The 17605-nt window shown below is 41.9% G+C and carries 16 protein-coding genes; 5 read left to right on the top strand and 11 right to left on the bottom strand.

Going from position 1 to position 17605, the window contains the following annotated elements:
* The first annotated feature begins 96 nt into the window (after nucleotides 1–96).
* The 4 genes from BLT18_RS10065 to BLT18_RS10080 are packed head-to-tail and all read left to right on the top strand — an operon-like array spanning nucleotide 97 to nucleotide 2771.
* Complete coding sequence (locus BLT18_RS10065; RefSeq protein ID WP_245705240.1) at nucleotides 97–1299, top strand: Glu/Leu/Phe/Val family dehydrogenase; 1203 nt, start codon at nucleotides 97–99, stop codon at nucleotides 1297–1299.
* Nucleotides 1300–1322: 23 nt separating this feature from the next.
* Nucleotides 1323–1577 (top strand): biotin/lipoyl-containing protein, encoded by a 255-nt coding sequence (locus BLT18_RS10070; protein ID WP_175487464.1) that lies wholly within the window; start codon nucleotides 1323–1325, stop codon nucleotides 1575–1577.
* Between the two features lie 18 nt (nucleotides 1578–1595).
* A complete protein-coding gene (locus BLT18_RS10075) occupies nucleotides 1596–2507 on the top strand; it encodes a proline dehydrogenase family protein (RefSeq protein ID WP_091273610.1) in 912 nt (303 codons plus the stop codon).
* Nucleotides 2508–2549: 42 nt separating this feature from the next.
* Entirely contained in the window at nucleotides 2550–2771 is a 222-nt protein-coding gene (locus BLT18_RS10080) for a hypothetical protein (protein ID WP_091273612.1), read from the top strand.
* 82 nt (nucleotides 2772–2853) lie between these two features.
* Here the strand turns inward: BLT18_RS10080 and BLT18_RS10085 are convergent, their stop codons facing one another.
* The 11 genes from BLT18_RS10085 to BLT18_RS10135 all read right to left on the bottom strand — a co-directional run bounded on the left by BLT18_RS10085 (nucleotide 2854) and on the right by BLT18_RS10135 (nucleotide 17102).
* Nucleotides 2854–3738, bottom strand: coding sequence for a diacylglycerol kinase (locus tag BLT18_RS10085; RefSeq protein WP_091273613.1), 885 nt, complete (start codon nucleotides 3736–3738; stop codon nucleotides 2854–2856).
* Nucleotides 3739–3977: 239 nt separating this feature from the next.
* Nucleotides 3978–5411 (bottom strand): Asp-tRNA(Asn)/Glu-tRNA(Gln) amidotransferase subunit GatB, encoded by a 1434-nt coding sequence (gene gatB, locus BLT18_RS10090; RefSeq protein ID WP_091273615.1) that lies wholly within the window; start codon nucleotides 5409–5411, stop codon nucleotides 3978–3980.
* Between the two features lie 12 nt (nucleotides 5412–5423).
* A complete protein-coding gene (gene gatA / locus BLT18_RS10095) occupies nucleotides 5424–6881 on the bottom strand; it encodes an Asp-tRNA(Asn)/Glu-tRNA(Gln) amidotransferase subunit GatA (protein ID WP_091273617.1) in 1458 nt (485 codons plus the stop codon).
* Nucleotides 6882–6896: 15 nt separating this feature from the next.
* Nucleotides 6897–7187, bottom strand: coding sequence for an Asp-tRNA(Asn)/Glu-tRNA(Gln) amidotransferase subunit GatC (gene gatC, locus BLT18_RS10100; RefSeq protein WP_091273618.1), 291 nt, complete (start codon nucleotides 7185–7187; stop codon nucleotides 6897–6899).
* Between the two features lie 102 nt (nucleotides 7188–7289).
* Nucleotides 7290–8480: a CamS family sex pheromone protein gene (locus BLT18_RS10105; protein ID WP_091273620.1), complete on the bottom strand. Its 1191-nt coding sequence runs from the start codon at nucleotides 8478–8480 to the stop codon at nucleotides 7290–7292.
* A gap of 185 nt (nucleotides 8481–8665) precedes the next feature.
* Nucleotides 8666–10678, bottom strand: a complete 2013-nt coding sequence (gene ligA, locus BLT18_RS10110) for an NAD-dependent DNA ligase LigA (protein ID WP_091273622.1) — start codon at nucleotides 10676–10678, stop codon at nucleotides 8666–8668.
* A gap of 26 nt (nucleotides 10679–10704) precedes the next feature.
* Entirely contained in the window at nucleotides 10705–12939 is a 2235-nt protein-coding gene (gene pcrA, locus BLT18_RS10115) for a DNA helicase PcrA (protein WP_091273623.1), read from the bottom strand.
* A gap of 36 nt (nucleotides 12940–12975) precedes the next feature.
* A complete protein-coding gene (pcrB, locus tag BLT18_RS10120) occupies nucleotides 12976–13689 on the bottom strand; it encodes a heptaprenylglyceryl phosphate synthase (RefSeq protein ID WP_091273625.1) in 714 nt (237 codons plus the stop codon).
* A gap of 169 nt (nucleotides 13690–13858) precedes the next feature.
* Nucleotides 13859–14173: a YerC/YecD family TrpR-related protein gene (locus BLT18_RS10125; RefSeq protein ID WP_091273626.1), complete on the bottom strand. Its 315-nt coding sequence runs from the start codon at nucleotides 14171–14173 to the stop codon at nucleotides 13859–13861.
* A gap of 28 nt (nucleotides 14174–14201) precedes the next feature.
* A complete protein-coding gene (locus tag BLT18_RS10130; protein WP_091273628.1) occupies nucleotides 14202–15263 on the bottom strand; it encodes a DUF3048 domain-containing protein in 1062 nt (353 codons plus the stop codon).
* A 96-nt stretch (nucleotides 15264–15359) separates the two neighbouring features.
* On the bottom strand, nucleotides 15360–17102 hold the full coding sequence (locus tag BLT18_RS10135; RefSeq protein WP_091273629.1) for an adenine deaminase C-terminal domain-containing protein: 1743 nt from the start codon (nucleotides 17100–17102) through the stop codon (nucleotides 15360–15362).
* Between the two features lie 152 nt (nucleotides 17103–17254).
* Between BLT18_RS10135 and BLT18_RS10140 the strand changes: the two genes are divergently transcribed.
* On the top strand, nucleotides 17255–17509 hold the full coding sequence (locus BLT18_RS10140) for a YgaP family membrane protein (RefSeq protein WP_091273631.1): 255 nt from the start codon (nucleotides 17255–17257) through the stop codon (nucleotides 17507–17509).
* The last annotated feature ends 96 nt before the right edge of the window (nucleotides 17510–17605 follow it).

Raw genomic sequence — 17605 nt, forward strand, 5'->3', positions numbered from 1 at the left:
GGAAACACTATTTTGAAGGAGGCAGCACATATGGCTACCATTCCCAATCACCAACAGTCTTCCACTACTTTATTATTGGAATCTGCTCAACATACAATGCGAGAAGCTACCGAAAAACTTGGCTATCCAGAGGAAATGTTCGAGTTACTAAAAGAACCGATTCGTCTGACAACAATTCGTATCCCTGTTCGAATGGACAATGGCCGCACAAAAGTTTTCACTGGTTACCGCGCCCAGCACAACGATGCCGTTGGTCCAACCAAAGGCGGTGTACGTTTCCACCCTTCTGTAACAGAAGAAGAGGTGAAGTCACTTGCGCTTTGGATGAGCTTAAAATGCGGCATTAATGATTTACCGTATGGCGGTGGAAAAGGCGGTATCATCTGTGATCCAAGACAAATGTCTTTTGGGGAACTTGAACGTCTCAGCCGTGGTTACGTACGCGCGATTAGTCAAGTCGTCGGACCAACCAAAGATATTCCAGCTCCAGATGTATACACCAACTCTCAAATTATGGCGTGGATGATGGATGAATACAGCCGCATCAGGGAATTTGATTCCCCTGGATTTATTACGGGGAAGCCTGTTGTACTAGGTGGTTCCCAAGGCCGCGAAACCGCAACTGCCCGAGGGGTTATCACCTGTATTGAAGAAGCGGTTCGAGTACGCAATAAAAGCTTAGAAGACGCCCGGATTATCATTCAGGGGTTTGGTAATGCGGGAAGCTATATCGCGACGTTCTTGCATAACAAAGGAGCAAAAGTGATTGGCATCAGTGACGTTCTCGGTGCGTTATATGATCCAGATGGATTGGACATTCCATCATTAAGCGAACGAAGAGACAGTTTTGGCATGGTGACCAATCAATTTCAACATACGATTACCAATGAAGAGTTAATGGAAAAAGAATGTGATATTCTCATTCCTGCTGCTATTTCCAACCAAATTACCGCTCGAAATGCGGATCGTATTCAAGCGAAAGTCGTTGTCGAAGCAGCGAACGGCCCGACCACTGCACAAGCTACGAAAATACTAACGGATAACGATATTCTATTAATTCCAGATGTGCTCGCAAGTTCTGGCGGAGTGATTGTCTCCTATTTTGAGTGGGTTCAAAATAACCAAGGCTATTACTGGCCTGAAGATGAAATAGATGAAAAACTGCATACTAAAATGGTGCAGTCCTTTCATAAAGTATATAAAGCTGCAACTCGCTATAAGACGGATATGCGGACGGCTGCCTATATCGCAGGTACTAGAAAAATGGCCGAAGCCAGCCGCTTCCGTGGATGGGTATAAATAAACAGAAGGAGGATTTCACAATGTTTCAAAAAATACATGAAGTGTCATCTTTTGAACAAGGAAAAATAGCAGAAGTGTACGTGAAGCCATTGGAATACGTGTATGAATGGGAACCACTATTTACTATCCAAACAGAAAACGGCAGTCTTGCGAAAGTACATGTCGGTGCAAGTGGAATCATTAAAGATATACATGTCACAGCTGGAGAAACAATAAAAGCCGACACGGTTTTGGCCGTCATTGAAGATGACTTAAAACTTTCCGGAAGTGATTAAGGGAAAGGAGGAGAAGCCATGAATATCTCACGAAATTTTTTCCTCTTTCTTTCGGAAAACAAACTGTTAAACCATGCCGCAAAAAAATGGGGGCTGCGCCTTGGTGCCTCAAAAGTAGTAGCTGGTACAACGATTGAAAGTGCGATGAAAACAATAGCGGGACTAAACGAAGCGGGGCTGGCTTGTACCGTCGATCGCTTAGGTGAATTTGTCACAGACAAACAAGAAGCATTGGAGGCTGGTCAATATTGTATCAACACCTTGCATGCTATTCATGAGTGGAAGGTGGATTGCCATCTTTCCTTAAAGTTAACGCAGCTTGGGCTCGATATTGATAAAAATTTATGCATGAACAATATGCGAAGTATTGTCCAAACCGCTAACCAATACGACATATACGTCAACATTGATATGGAAGACTACAGCCGCTATCAAACAACACTTGACATACTGTTTGCGCTCAGAAAAGAGTTTGATAACGTTGGAACAGTGATTCAATCCTATTTATACCGGGCAAATGAAGATATCGACCACCTGCAGGGTGTTCCTCTCCGTCTTGTTAAAGGGGCGTATAAAGAATCGGCGGATGTTGCTATGCAAGAGAAAGCCGACATTGATAAAAATTTTTTGCATTTGATAAAAAAACACCTTTCTCACGGCAGTTACACCGCCATTGCTACGCATGACCATGAAATTATAGAACAAGTAAAAGCGTTTGTCCATGAGAATCAGATTGCTTACCATTCATTTGAATTCCAAATGCTGTACGGGTTTCGCCATGATCTCCAGCAGCAGCTGGCTAACGAAGGATACCGCGTTTGTTCTTATGTGCCATTTGGAAACGACTGGTACGGTTATTTCATGCGCCGGCTCGCAGAACGGCCGCAAAATATAAAACTTGCTGTGAAAAGCATGCTTTCTAACTCATAAGAATTCCCTTTACTACTAATGAAACGGAGGTCAATGAGATCGATGACGACAAAAGTAAGAAAAGAACTCAAAAAAGAGAAAATGATCAAAGTTGCTTGTCAGCACATTGGTGAATTTACTACAAAAGACCATTGGGATGAATATGCGAAAGAAAAAGCGCTGCCAAGCTCCAATACGTATCACCGTAACTTTGGTTCATGGACAAAAGCAAAGGAAACGATTAAAACATCTTTTATAGAAAATATTCATAAGAAAGAAAGCTAATAATCTAGTCATCTCTCTATTCATTTCCGTGATACCACATATCATACGTTCAGGCTTGTCTGCTTCAACAGCCTGAACGTTGTTATGGGCAAAGCATCTCTACGTGATGATGCAGGTTTACAAATTCGGCTGGCAGTTTGCCGCCGTATTCTCCATCTAAATTCAACTGCATGTCCCCATCTACTTGGATTTTGATTCTATTCGCTTGTACATATAACACTTTTTCATGGTGAAGATGCTCTCCTTGTAATGCTTGGGTACCGATTCGAACGAGCTCAGGCACGTTTGTTTTTTTTATAATAATCATATCAAACATACCATCGTTATATTTTGCATTTGGCAAGAGTTTCTCAAAGCCTCCAACCGAATTTGTATTTGCGATTAAAAACATCATAATATCGCCTTCAAATAACTTTCCATCATACTCGATTCGTACATTTTTCGGTTTAAGAGACCCCAGCTTTTCAACACCCTTTACATAGTAAGCAAACTGACCCATCATCGTCTTTAATTTGCTGGGCGTGTCGTACGTTAATTCCGTTAATTTTCCGCCTGCAGCAATATTAATAAAATATTGATGATTCACTTTCCCAATATCGATCCAAGAACTCTTCTCCCCACACAATACGTCACAAATTTTCTCGATGCTGTAACCGCTGATACCAAGCGCCCGTGCTAAATCATTTGTAGTACCAGCCGGTATCAAGCCAAGCTTCGGACGTTCTTCTAGTTTAGCTAAACCATTTACAACTTCAAAGATAGTACCGTCTCCACCTGCTGCTATCACAACTTCAAAACCAGCCAATCCAGCGCGCTTTGCCTCCTCTTTCGCATCCCCTTCTCTTTTTGTCATGTGTGCAGACGTTTCATAACCTGATGTTTCCAGTCGATCTAAAATATAAGGCAGCTGCTTTTTCATTTGTTCTCGTCCCGATGTTGGATTGTATATAACGCGTGCACGTCTCATTATGATATCTCCCAACATATTGTTTTTTATTACTATACCACATTCATGAAAAACCGGCTTCTTCTACCTATAACAATATATTGATTTATTGTCTATGATCCAGCACTTCACAGCAGGCATCCCCCGCACGGAACTGCTCCTACTTAACAACCTTGCAGTCCGCTTGAAGCGGGAGTCTTCTTGCTTAATAATGATAAACCCCCTCCTATGGTGTTAGCCAATGGGAGGGGGTTCGTTATTTATTGTTCATCGATTCCTTCAAGAATTAACTTATTCACTAACTGCGGATTTGCTTTTCCTTTTGTTTCTTTCATAACTTGGCCAACTAAAAAGCCAAGTGCCTTGTCTTTTCCATTTTTATAGTCTTCAATCGACTGTGGATTGTTTTCAAGAATACCGGCTACAATTTTCTTCAGTTCACCTTCATCGGAGATTTGGACAAGCCCTTTATCTTTAACAATTTTCTCCGGATCGCCGCCTTCTTTCATTACATCAGCGAAGACTTTTTTGGCAATTTTACTAGAAATTGTTCCTTCTTCAATTAAACGGATGAGTTTAGCAAGACTTTCAGGCGTCAGCGCCACATCTTCAAGTTCCAAGCCTTCTGCATTCAAGTACCCGTTTACTTCCCCCATCAGCCAGTTCGCAGCTTGCTTTGCATCAGCACCCTGGTCAATGGTTTCTTGGAAGAAATCAGACATATCTTTTGATTGTGTAATAACACCAGCATCATATTCCGGAAGACCATATTCTTCTACATAGCGTTTTTTACGTGCATCCGGCAGCTCTGGAATATCGGCTTTTACTTTCGCTTTCCAGTCCTCGTCAATATAAAGGGAAACAAGATCTGGTTCAGGGAAATAACGATAATCATCTGAACCTTCTTTGACACGCATTAAGACAGTTTCTTTCTTTGCGTCATCCCACCGTCTTGTTTCTTGCAAAATTTCTCCGCCTGAAAGCAGCTCTTGTTCTTGGCGCTTTTCTTCATAGGCCAACCCTTTTTGTACATTGGCAAATGAGTTTAAGTTTTTCAACTCCGTTTTCGTGCCAAACTCTTTTTGGCCTGCAGGTTTTAGCGAAATGTTGGCATCACAACGAAGTGAGCCTTCTTCCATCTTACAGTCGGACACTTCTGTGTACTGTAAAACCGCTTTTAACTTTTCTAAATAGGCATACGCTTCTTCCGGCGTCTCAATATCAGGCTCCGATACAATTTCAATTAACGGTGTCCCAACACGGTTAAAATCAACGAGGGAGTGCTCTCCGTAATCATCGTGTGTCAGCTTCCCAGCATCTTCTTCCATATGAATACGGGTAATCCCAATCTTCTTTTTATATCCTTCTACCTCAATTTCAATCCAGCCGTTTTCACCGATCGGCTTATCAAATTGTGAGATTTGATAAGCTTTTGGATTATCCGGATAGAAATAGTTTTTACGATCAAACTTCGTTTCTTCCGCAATTTCACAGTTTAACGCTAGCGCTGCTTTCATCGCATACTCTACAGCCTGCTCGTTCAACACTGGCAGTACCCCGGGATGCCCGAGACAGACAGGGCATGTATGTGTGTTTGGCGGTGCACCAAACTCTGTGGAACAATTACAGAAAATCTTTGTGTTTGTTTTTAATTCAGAGTGAACTTCCAAACCTATTACTGTATCAAATTTCATCGTTTTCCCCCCTTACAGTTCCGGCTTTGCTTTATGATGTTCAGTTGCTTGTTCGTATGCATGAGCTACACGATACACCGTGCCTTCTGCAAACGGCTTAGAAATGATTTGCAATCCTACTGGAAGCCCTTCGGAAAAGCCGCATGGAACAGAAATCGCTGGCACGCCCGCAAGGTTCACTGGAATCGTTAAAATGTCGTTTGCATACATCGTTAACGGATCATTAATCTTTTCACCGACTTTAAATGCAGTAGTAGGTGCTGTAGGACCGATGACGACATCATAATCGTTTAAAATTTGGTCAAAGTCTTGCTTAATCAACGTACGTACTTTTTGTGCTTTCTTGTAATAGGCATCATAATAACCGGAGCTGAGTGCAAAGGTTCCCAGCATAATACGGCGCTTCACCTCATCACCAAAACCTTGGCTCCGTGTTTCTTTGTACATATCGATTAAATTGTTCGCATTTTCACTGCGAACACCGTAGCGAACACCATCAAAACGTGCTAAGTTCGCTGATGCTTCCGAAGAAGCTAATAAGTAATAAGCAGCAACTGCATATTGAGAATGTGGAAGAGACACTTCTTCCCACGTTGCTCCTTGATCTTCTAACACTTTTAAAGCATCCAGCACGTGCTTTTTCACATCTTCATGAACACCTTCACCAAGGTATTCTTTAGGTACAGCAATGCGCAGCCCTTTCACGTCCTGTTTTAACGAAGAAAGATAATCAGGTACTTCTACATCTGCAGAAGTGGAATCTTTCCTACAATGACCTGCGATTTCGCGCAGAACATATGCGTTATCTTCTACAGTACGTGTCAATGGACCAATTTGATCCAAGGACGAAGCAAACGCAACTAATCCAAAGCGGGATACACGTCCGTATGTTGGTTTTAAGCCGACCACACCGCAATAAGAGGCTGGTTGACGAATAGAGCCGCCCGTATCAGATCCAAGGGCAAAAGCTACTTCGCCAGCTGCAACGGCGGCCGCAGAACCACCGCTTGACCCACCGGGAACGTACTCTACATTCCACGGATTTCGTGTTGTTTGAAATCCTGAGTTTTCATTGGAAGAACCCATCGCAAATTCGTCCATATTCAATTTGCCAACAGTAACTGTTTCTTGAGCATGAAGCTTATCCATCACTGTTGCATTATGGACTGGTTCAAAATTAGCTAAAAGCTGGCTTGCACAAGTCGTGCGCAGTCCATTTGTTACAATATTATCCTTAATGCCAGCCGGCAGGCCAAATAACACATTATTGGCTTCATCATTTTGAATCGCTTGATCTAACTTTTCTGCGTGCTGCCTCGCCTCTTCTTCATTCAATGTCAAAAATGCTTGAACTTTCTCATCTACTTCTTTAATACGTTCATAAGAAGCATCAACGAGCTCCGTGACTTTTACGTCTTTATCTTTAAGCTTTTTATGTATCGATGAAAAGCTTTCTTCTAATATAGACATGTATCTTTCCCTCCTTTACTCTAAAACAGACGGTACTTTTACTTGTCCGTCTTCTTGATCCGGCGCGTTTTTCAACGCTTCTTCCCGTTCTAATGACGGGCGCTGTTCATCTTCACGCAGCACGTTATGAATGTCCAAAACGTGTGTTGTCGGTTCAACATTGTCAGTATCTAGCTCATTCAGCTGTTCAGCAAAGCCGATAATAGCATCTAATTGTTCTGTGAAAGTTTCTACTTCCTTTTCTGTTACCGAAAGGCGCGCTAAATGTGCCACATGCTTTACTTGCTCTTTTGTAATTCTTTCCACTTCCGTCACCTCCACTTATTCGTCCTTTCACAATATATTGATGATACCAAATAAGACCGCTGCGGGCAACGTATCAACGCCTGGACGCTCATTCACCTACGCTTAATATACGTGAATAAAAGGGTCTTCTCCTGCATCTCTGACAACTAATGCTTCTTGACCGTCTGTCGATGTAATATTCACTTCTATGTCCAGCTCATTCGGAAAACGCTGTTCCAAACGATCTGTCACGTGTTGTGTCAGTGCAATAATTTCTGTCTTACTGTTAAACGTAATCGGAATGTTTACCGTGAGGCTTCTTAACTCCCCATTTTGATAATATCCTTCCCCAACAACACCAACATAGTTTTCAAAGAAATCATTGATTTCATTTCGAAATTGGTTAAATGCTTCTGCATCTTCTCTTTGTTCTTCTGTCGCTGTACTTGATGGAAATAAATAATGTTTTTCATTAATGGACTGCCAATTCCCTACATCTTCTTCAGGATTAGCTTTTGCAGTTGCTATAAACTCCCCGGGAACCGCCGATTCTCTTGGTGCTTCACGAAATATTGCAAATACAATTGGGACCTGTGACAACGCTCCATCAGCCCGGTCTGTATCTCTTAACCGTTCTAACACTTCTTGAGCAATCTGCTTTCCTTCTTCTAAACTGGTGTTTTCATCAATTTCTTCATTCAGCCACGGCCCATATGTTCCATCCTCATGTTCTTGTCGAAAATAATAAACACTGTTCATGGAAATACCGATAACAACACCCCCGACTTGGAGGTTGCCTTCTGCGTTTTCAAAAACATAGTTGTGTTCGAGAATATTGGAAAGAACTCTTGGCTGCGACCTTTCTCGTTCTTCAAAACTATCACCGCTGCCTAACGGAGGGTTCAATCCAGTTGGATTTCCTTCTTCCTCCTCTGCAGGTTCCTCATATCTCATCAGCCAGTTGTTCAATTCTGTTCGGTTAATAAATTGTCCTTCGCGGAAAAAATAATCATCTTGATTGAATTCTTCTAACGCAACCTCTTGCAAACCTACTTCCAGTCTTTCTAAATCCATGCGATTATAAACAACAGCTGTGTTATATCCTCTCGTTGTCCCATGTATGTACTTGCCATCTTGCAAAATGCTTCGGTAATACTGGTTTAAGCTTGGTATTTCCGGACTTACTTTTACTTCTGTATCTTCTATATGTTCTTCTTCATCCATTTCTATTCCATCATCAGGCTCCATACCAGGCAGACAGCCAGATAACAATACGAGCGCGGACAACGCAGAAACTCCCGTTTTTTTCCACATGTATCTCTCTCCTCGTTTCCCCGGGAACGAATACTTTTAACAAGCGTACATATCATCCCATTCAAGTTCCATCATAGAATGACAAAGGCATATTCTCAAGTGAAAAAAATAATAATCTTCCCAGCTTTTTTCACTGTTTTTCATACAATGACAAAGGAGACAGGCTGCGCTGCCTCTCTCCCGCCTTACATATTTTCACCATTGACCGCCTCTAAAAACTGTTCTTCGTTCCAGATATCAACGGCAAGTTGTTGAGCTTTGTCTAATTTGGAACCAGCATCTGCACCAGCAACGAGTACATCCGTATTTTTACTAACGCTGCCTGTTACTTTTCCTCCAAGAGCTTCGATTTTCTCTTTTGCTTCTTTTCTCGTGATGTTCTCTAATGTTCCTGTCAGGACAACTGTTTTGCCAGAGAAAGCAGAATTGTCGGCGGCTTCATCTCTTTTTATGCCTTTATATTCCATATTCACACCAAGTTCCGCTAGTTCATCCAGCAGTTCTGCAGCTTCCGGCTTGTTGAAATAGCTGACGATGGAGTCTGCCATTTTTTCTCCAATTTCATAAATAGCAATGAATTCTTCATACGAAGCATGATGCAGCCGCTCCATTGTTTTAAAATGCTCTGCCAGCGTTCTAGCTGCTTTTGCTCCGACAAAACGAATTCCCAGTCCGAAAATCAGTTTCTCCAAAGAATTTTCTTTTGAAGCTTCAATCGCTTGCAGCAAGTTTTGAACAGATTTTTCTCCCATCCGTTCTAATGTTAAAAGTTCTTCTCTTTCCAGCTTGTATAAATCTGCAATACCAGCGACAAGACGGTGGGCAAATAACTGTTGAATGACTTTTTCCCCCAGCCCGTCAATATTCATGGCATCCCGGGAAACAAAATGAATTAACCCTTCTTGTATTTGCGCTGGACACTGAGGGTTAATGCAGCGAAGTGCGACTTCTTCTTCCAGCCGGACTAGTTCGCTGTCACAGGCCGGACATATGGTTGGCATCTCAAAGTCTTTTTCATCGCCTTCACGCAGCTCATCAAGCACTCTTACTACTTCTGGAATAATGTCTCCTGCTTTTTTTATGACAACTTTATCACCAATTTTAAGATCCTTCTCTCGAATTAAATCCTCATTATGCAGCGATGCACGCTTTACAGTCGTTCCCGCAACTTGCACGGCTTCTAGTTGAGCTGTAGGAGTAACAACACCTGTCCTTCCAACAGAAAGCGTAATGCCGGTTAATGTCGTTACTTTTTCTTCTGCCGGAAACTTATACGCTATCGCCCAGCGCGGACTTTTAGCCGTAAAGCCCAGCTCTTCTTGCTGATGAAGCCGATCAACTTTAATAACGATCCCGTCAATCTCATACGAAAGATCGTTTCGGCGATCAATCCAACTGTTTATATATTCTATAACCTCTTCTGCGCCCGGACAATGTTGTGTGTTTGGATTTGTTTTAAACCCTAACTCTTTCATGTATGAAATCGCCCCGTAATGGGTTTGAATGTCTGCTCCGTCCACATCAGCTATCGAGTATAAGAAAATATCAAGGTTTCTTTTCGCAGCTACTTTAGGATCAAGCTGTCTTAATGACCCTGCCGCTGCATTTCTAGGGTTGGCAAACAAAGCTTCACCGGCGTCTTCTTTTGCGGCGTTCAGCTTTTCAAACGAACGTTTTGGCATAAACACTTCTCCGCGCACTTCAATATCCACCGGTTGTGAAAGACGCAGAGGAATAGAGCCAACCGTCTGCAAGTTCTTTGTAATATCTTCTCCTGTTGTACCGTCTCCGCGCGTGGCCCCTCGAACAAAACGCCCATTTTCATATGTAAGCGATACAGCCAGCCCATCGATTTTCAACTCGCACGTATACTGCACATCATCTCCTGCTGCTTGACGAACACGGCGGTCAAAATCATATATATCCTGCTCATTAAATGCATTTCCAAGACTCATCATCGGTATAGTATGCTGTACTTTTTCAAATGCATCCAGCGGCTTACCGCCAATACGAACCGTAGGAGAATCACTTTGTTTTAACTCTGGAAACTCCTCTTCCAGCCAAATGAGCTCCTGCATTTTTTCATCATACTCAGCATCAGGGACGAGCGGGTCGTCAAGTACGTAATAATGATACCCGTACTTTTCTAACAGTTGCCGTAACTCTTCAACCCGCTTTGTCGCATCGTTTTGATTCATCGCCCGTCTTCCTTTCTGCCATCTTCTTAAACCTTTGTAATTGGAGCAAATTTGGCATACAGCCGTTTCACACCTTCTGTTGGAAAAGCTACGTCTAATTCAACGTCTTCTCCTTCTCCTTTCGTGCTGACTACGGTGCCAATCCCCCATTTTTTGTGCTCTGCTTTGTCTCCAACTTGCCACTCAAAGCTGCTTCCGCCTGTGTTGGCAGCAATCGTTCGCCCGCGTGAAGGCGCAGCAGCAGCTTTTCGCTTTCTCTCAAACGGTGACATCTTCTTATCAAGGCTCGTTTTCATCCAGTCCGGCTTACTGTCTTCCTCTTCTGCGCCATCCAGCACACCTTCTGGTAATTCTTGAATAAACCGGGACTTCGGATTGGCTTGCGTCCGCCCGTACAGCTGGCGCATATGCGCATGGGTAAGGTATAACTCCTGCTCGGCTCTTGTAATTCCGACATAAGCCAGGCGCCTCTCTTCTTCCATTTCTTCGTTTTCAAATAGAGAACGGCTGTGTGGGAAAACACCTTCTTCCATACCAATCAAAAAAACAATAGGAAACTCGAGACCTTTGGCAGCATGCAGTGTCATCATGGTTACTGCACTCGTATTGTCGTCTTCCTCTTGATTGATATCCGACACTAAGGCAAGGTCAGTCAAAAACGCAATCAATGATTTATCTTCATTTCTTTTTTCGAAGTCTTTTGTAACGGATATAAACTCGTCAATATTTTCCAGTCTGCTTTGCGATTCAAGCGACTTATCTTCTTTTAAGGCATCGCGGTAACCTGTTTTTTCAAGCAGCTCTTCCACTAATTCGGTCACAGACAAATACTCTTGCAGTGCAATCCAACGGCCAAGCTGTTCGGAGAATTCGATAAGTTTTTTAGTAGGTCTTGCACTCAGCCCTATTTGGTCTGCTTCCTGCAGAGCCCTAAACATGGAAATGCCGTGATTATTCGCATATGCTGCGATTTTATCGACCGTTGTCGCTCCAATACCACGCTTTGGTACGTTAATAATACGGTCAAGGCTGATATCATCATCTGGATTGGCAACCACCCGTAAATAAGCCAGGACATCTTTAATTTCTTTTCGATCATAGAACTTTGTACCGCCGATCATATTATATTGAATGTTTGATTTTAGAAACATTTCCTCTATCACACGGGACTGGGCATTCGTTCTATACAACACGGCAATGTTGGAATAATCGTACCCGTTTTTGTCGACTGCTTCTTTGATTTTCTCCACAACATACACCGACTCGTCCCGCTCATCAGCAGCCTGAAAGTAATGAATATTGCTTCCCTCATTATTATCTGTCCATAACTTTTTCGGCTTACGGCCGCTGTTGTTTTTAATAACTTCGTTTGCTGCTTGTAATATTTTCTTTGTCGAACGATAATTTTGTTCCAAAAGAATCGTTCGGCATTCTTCATAATCTTTTTCAAAAGAAAGGATGTTTTGTATATCTGCACCGCGCCATTTATAGATTGACTGATCTGAATCTCCCACCACGCATAAGTTTCGGTGAGACTCTGCAAGCAAATTGACCAGTACGTACTGCGCTCTGTTTGTATCTTGGTACTCATCCACATGAATATATTGAAATTTCCGCTGATAAAATTCTAAAACTTCCGGAACCTGCCTAAACAATGTGATCGTCATCATAATTAAGTCATCGAAATCTAAGGCATGGTTTGTTCGCAGCCGGCGCTGGTATTCCTTATACACGTCTGCCGCTGTTTCTTCTACCGGACCATATGCTCTTTCTGCAAACTTTTTTGGTGTCTCCAACACATTTTTGGCAGATGAAATCATGCCGAGCATCGTTCGTGCATCAAATTTTTTAGAATCGATGTTTTGATCTTTTAAAATTTGTTTAATCACAGAGAGCTGGTCTGTCGCATCAAGAATCGAAAAGTTACGGTTTAACCCTATCCGGTCAATGTCCCGCCGTAAAATTCGTACACACATAGAATGAAATGTGGACATCCAAATATCTTCAGCGACCGGACCAACTAATCCAGACACACGCTCTTTCATTTCACGAGCCGCTTTATTTGTAAACGTAATGGCTAAAATCGAATAAGGCGGAATACCTTTTTCGCGGATTAAATACGCAATCCGATGTGTTAAAACACGTGTTTTGCCACTGCCAGCACCCGCCATGACTAACAAGGGACCTTCTGTATGCTGGACAGCTTCTTTTTGCTCTTCATTCATGCCTTGAAGCATTTTTTCAATAATTTGTCGTTGCATATAGGAAACACCACCCAAAACATATGTTCGAATATATTATACGTTTTTTCTACTATTTCTTCCATTGTTTTTTACCGCATCTACCGTTTGCAGCGCTTTTTTTATGTCCGTGTAAACCACATTCCCTACAACAACAGTATCTGCATAAGCCGCCATTTCTTCAGCTTGTTCCGGCGTCTCGATGCCGCCGCCGTAAAATAACTGAGCATGCTGCAATGTCAGTTTCGCTGCTTTAACAAATTCTTTATCGCCATACATACCGCTGTATTCGAGATAAAAGATAGGCAGATGAAACAATGTATCTGCTAGCATCGCGGCTGCTTCGACATCATCTTTGTCTAAGTTCGTGTCTGCGTTCGTCAATTTGGCTGCCTTTGATTCACTGTTTAATATACAGTAACCTTCCGTTATAATCTCGTCTGCATTCATAATTGGCCCAAATTCTTTCAATGCTTGACGATGCAGGCCTGTAATCCACCGGGAATCTTCTGCGTTCAATACAGTCGGAATAAAAAAGTAGTCAAATCCAGGTGTAATACTTTCTAAGTTGGAAACTTCAAGAGTACACGCGACGGAGTAACGACGTATCCGTGCCAAGAGCGATAATGTATTGTCTAATGTTACATCATCACTTCCTCCAACAATTACTGCATCTGTTCCCGATTCACAGACAGCTTCCAAATCTTCATCGCTTAATTCTTTCGCTGGATCAAGTTTAAATACGTGTTCCCACTCTGTATATGCTTGCATTGTTATCCTCCAACATCCATAAAATCACCTTGCGATTCTTCTTCAACGTTAGATTATAGCAGACATATTCCATCTGCCTCAAAAAAGATAAAGGACGTATTTTCCCCACCAGTAATAAGCATACAAAAACTACTCTCTCGGCAACAAGCACCAAAAGAGTAGCTTCGCATTATTTTTGAGGTTCCTGTTTCTCTTGTTCATACACACGATCTAACGTCATTTGATAACTGTCATTGCCGTAATTCAAACAACGTTTCACTCTTGATATCGTCGCGGTACTTGCTCCAGTTTCTGTTTCAATCTTATGATACGTATAACCGTGCTGAAGCATCCTTGCCACTTCAAGCCGCTGCGCCAAGGATTGTATTTCGTTTATCGTGCAAAGATCATCAAAAAACTCATAACATTCTTCTACATCACGAAGAGATAAAATAGCTTTAAACAATTGATCTAACTCTTTTCCTCTTAACTTATCAATTTGCAATGATGCCACACCTCATTTCCATCCATTTTTAGTCTATGCCAACGTCTTCCAGCACCGTGGCAGATGGAACGACATTAACCCACGTTTGTCCTGGGATGAGTGGAATTTCTTCGCCATCTTTTTTTGGAACAATACGACCATCGTCATTCACCCACGTCACTGCCAGACGCTCTCCGTGTTGAAAAAGGACACCATCTCCGCCGCTTTGTAAATCGATGTAGCGGCGTCCCTTATCATCAATAACCCGGTGGGAGGCTTGTATCACTAATACATTTTCCGGAGATACTCGTTCATTTTCCAGCTCATCCATTGTCGGTTCTTGATCGCTTGAACGCTCGTATGCTTGTTTTTCATCGTTATAAGTAAAAGAGACAAAATACTTATCGCGATACGATATGTCTATGTCTCCCTCCTGCTTTGTAAAAGCAGGATGTTCATTGGTGTCGTTGAAAGTTAATGGGTCGACTTCATCTTTTAATTCGTATCCTTTGTTATTTAATCCTTCTAACATGTTTCTAAACGTAATATAAGAATTGTGCGGTCGATTACGTTCAGCTGAACGTTCAAACAATGTACCATCGTGATACAATCCATTCAAAAACTCCACCCTGCCGTTTTGCAGCATTTGTTCTGCTTCCGGGCTCCATCCATGTGTCACAAAAAATGCATCGTGTGCTTCTGCTATATCAACAAAATATCCACGTGCACTGCGAACAGGACCAATCTTCTCTGGCTGTTCACTATGATAAATTGCCAAAAAACGTGTCAGATCGCCTTCTGTTAAAATCTCATAGACAATGTCTGCTTTACTCAATCCACTCTGTGGACGAGCATCCCAATGATTGTTAACCATCACTGCAATAGGCTTGTATGGCGATACATCATTCGTTGGCTCACCTGTGAGTGGATGAATGTCTTCATAAGCTTGAGATTCTTCTGCGTCTTCCTTTCGTTCTGGCTCCTGTTCTGCCACTTCTGTTTCCTCTGTATGACCGGGGTCATCTACTGGTTCCGCTGTATTTTCTTCATTTTCAGCACAAGCAGCCAATAACATCACACCAACAAAGGTCAATAATCTCCAATTCTTCATTTTCCCCAAACCTTTTTAAACGTAATCTGTACCAGCACTCCCTGCATTTTCGTGCTGGTACGTTTATTATAGTTTAACATGAATTACTTTTACAGTTTAACGCATAATTGAAGGAAAGAGTACCGTTTTCTTGTGAACATCAAAAATTCCTTTTTGTGTTACTCGAATGTACGGAAGGTGTGTCGAGGAGAAGAATAACATACTGTAAATAGGATCATCATGAGGATAACCTCGCTCTTTTAACGCGGCATCAATGCGCTCATGCTTTTGTATGACATCTTCCATTGAATCCAGAGACATCGCTCCAAATAATTGCAGCGGCATACTTTCTATCACATTACCGTCTTCCACGATAAAAATACCGCCACTATGCTTTTTAACTTCTTCAAAAGCCCGCTTCATATCACGTTTATTTTTGCCAATTAATACGATGTCACCTGTATTAGAAAACGTGGTGGCTAAACCGCCGAGCGTTGTTGCAAACCCTTTTATTACGGTATTAATTCGCCATTTCCCATGACGGTCCAGCATAACAAAAAAGCATTCATCGTGATTAGTGGAAAGATGCTCATTGGTAACATCTACATTAATTTGATATGGCTTTAAAATAACGGAGTTTGCTAATTCAATCCCCATCGGCATTGAAAAGTGCAAATCGTCTTCTGTTAAATCCCAATTGATTTCAAACGGCTCTACGCCATAGTCTTCCCACTCAAATGTTTTTTCCGGGTAGTCGCTTTCTCCATCTTTATACACCCATTGACCGTTTGCTAACACAGCTTCAGGCACAGGCTGATATATATCGTTTAAAATATTTAAATGAGCAATACGCCCTGGTGCTATCAAACCAATATAGTCATCTAAACCATAATGCTTGGCAGCATTGTAGCTTCCCATTTCATAAGCATCAATGACAGGAACGCCTCGTTCTAACGCGATGGCTATTGTTTTATCAATCACACCTTGTTTGTAAAACATTGGTGTCGAACCGTCTGTATTAAAATTAAAACGGCGAAAATCTGTAATACCAGCTTCTAGCAGATCATCAAGAATACGAGGTAAATCCGGCCGAATGGATGAATAACGAAGAGATGTCGTCATACCTGCATCTAACCGGCGTAATGCTTCTTCTCCGTTCATGGCCTCGTGATCTCCAGTGACACCTAACAGAGCCATCTGAGTCAGCGTTCGGTAAGAAGACCCAGGAAAGTGCCCTTCAATCGGTTTGTTTAATTCTTTTGTATACTGCATCCAATGCAGCAAGGTTTCATCACCTGTCATTACTTTTGGCCAAGCGGTCAACTCCCCGCCTTGCACAACAAGCGGATGTTCAAGCCATGCTTTCATATTAGACGGCACAAACAAGGAATCTTCATCTTCTAACTCGGTTTGTGCATCATAACGCCCCCACCAAAACATCGATGTTGGTAATGTGTTCATTTCCTCAATAAGTGTAAGCGCTTTCTTTTTATTAATATTTAAATAAAAGAACATGTTGTCGTTAATCAGTGTGGTTGTTCCCCGAACGGATGCATATTCCGCTAATGTATGGGGATTATATAAGAAGAACGGATGAGCATGAGGTTCGATGTAACCGGGTACAATGTATTTTCCCGTACAATCAATAATCTCAGTCCCTTCCGTTTTTTGCGGCCATTCCGTTCCTGTATAGACAATCCTATCATTATATATCCAAATATGACCACGAAGCCACGCTTTCCTCGCGCTGCTTAAGTATGTTGCATCTTTTAAGACAATCGTTGGTGCCACCTGACCGCGAATAACGGAAAGCTGGCGTCTTAATGTTTGTTTATTCCAACGGAAAAGCTGAGTTCCCATAGTCGTCACCTGCTTTCTAGTCCTTTGCCTGATTAAATTGTGCTTTATCCGTAATATTGTTTGTCAATGTTTTCCTATCTTATCATATTTTCATCCATTACTCCATGAAAGTAAATGACAAGATTGTTAAGTTTTTTTAAAGGAGGCACAGCATGAAACAAAATATCGGCACGTTAAATGCTTTAGTCCGAATTACTTGTGGTTTAACGATGTTGGCTTGGTCTACAGCCGAATTAACCGATTTCCGCAAAAACAGCGGCAGACAGTTGTTTATTGCTGCAATGGGAGCAATGAAAGTGGCTGAAGGAATTACTCGCTTCTGCCCGCTTACAAAAATGGTTACCGACAGTGTTTCCAACACTGCAAATAAAGAGTCGCAAGAAGATCCATCTATGAATGAGCTTTAATATCTAATTCTGTATTGTAACAAGTCTTCCTTCATCATACGATGGTTTATGTATATTTTTCTTACAAACAATTTTATTTTTTTATAAAAAAACCGG

The sequence above is a fragment of the Alteribacillus persepolensis genome (genome assembly GCF_900099605.1).
Taxonomy (GTDB): Bacteria; Bacillota; Bacilli; order Bacillales; family Marinococcaceae; genus Alteribacillus; species Alteribacillus persepolensis.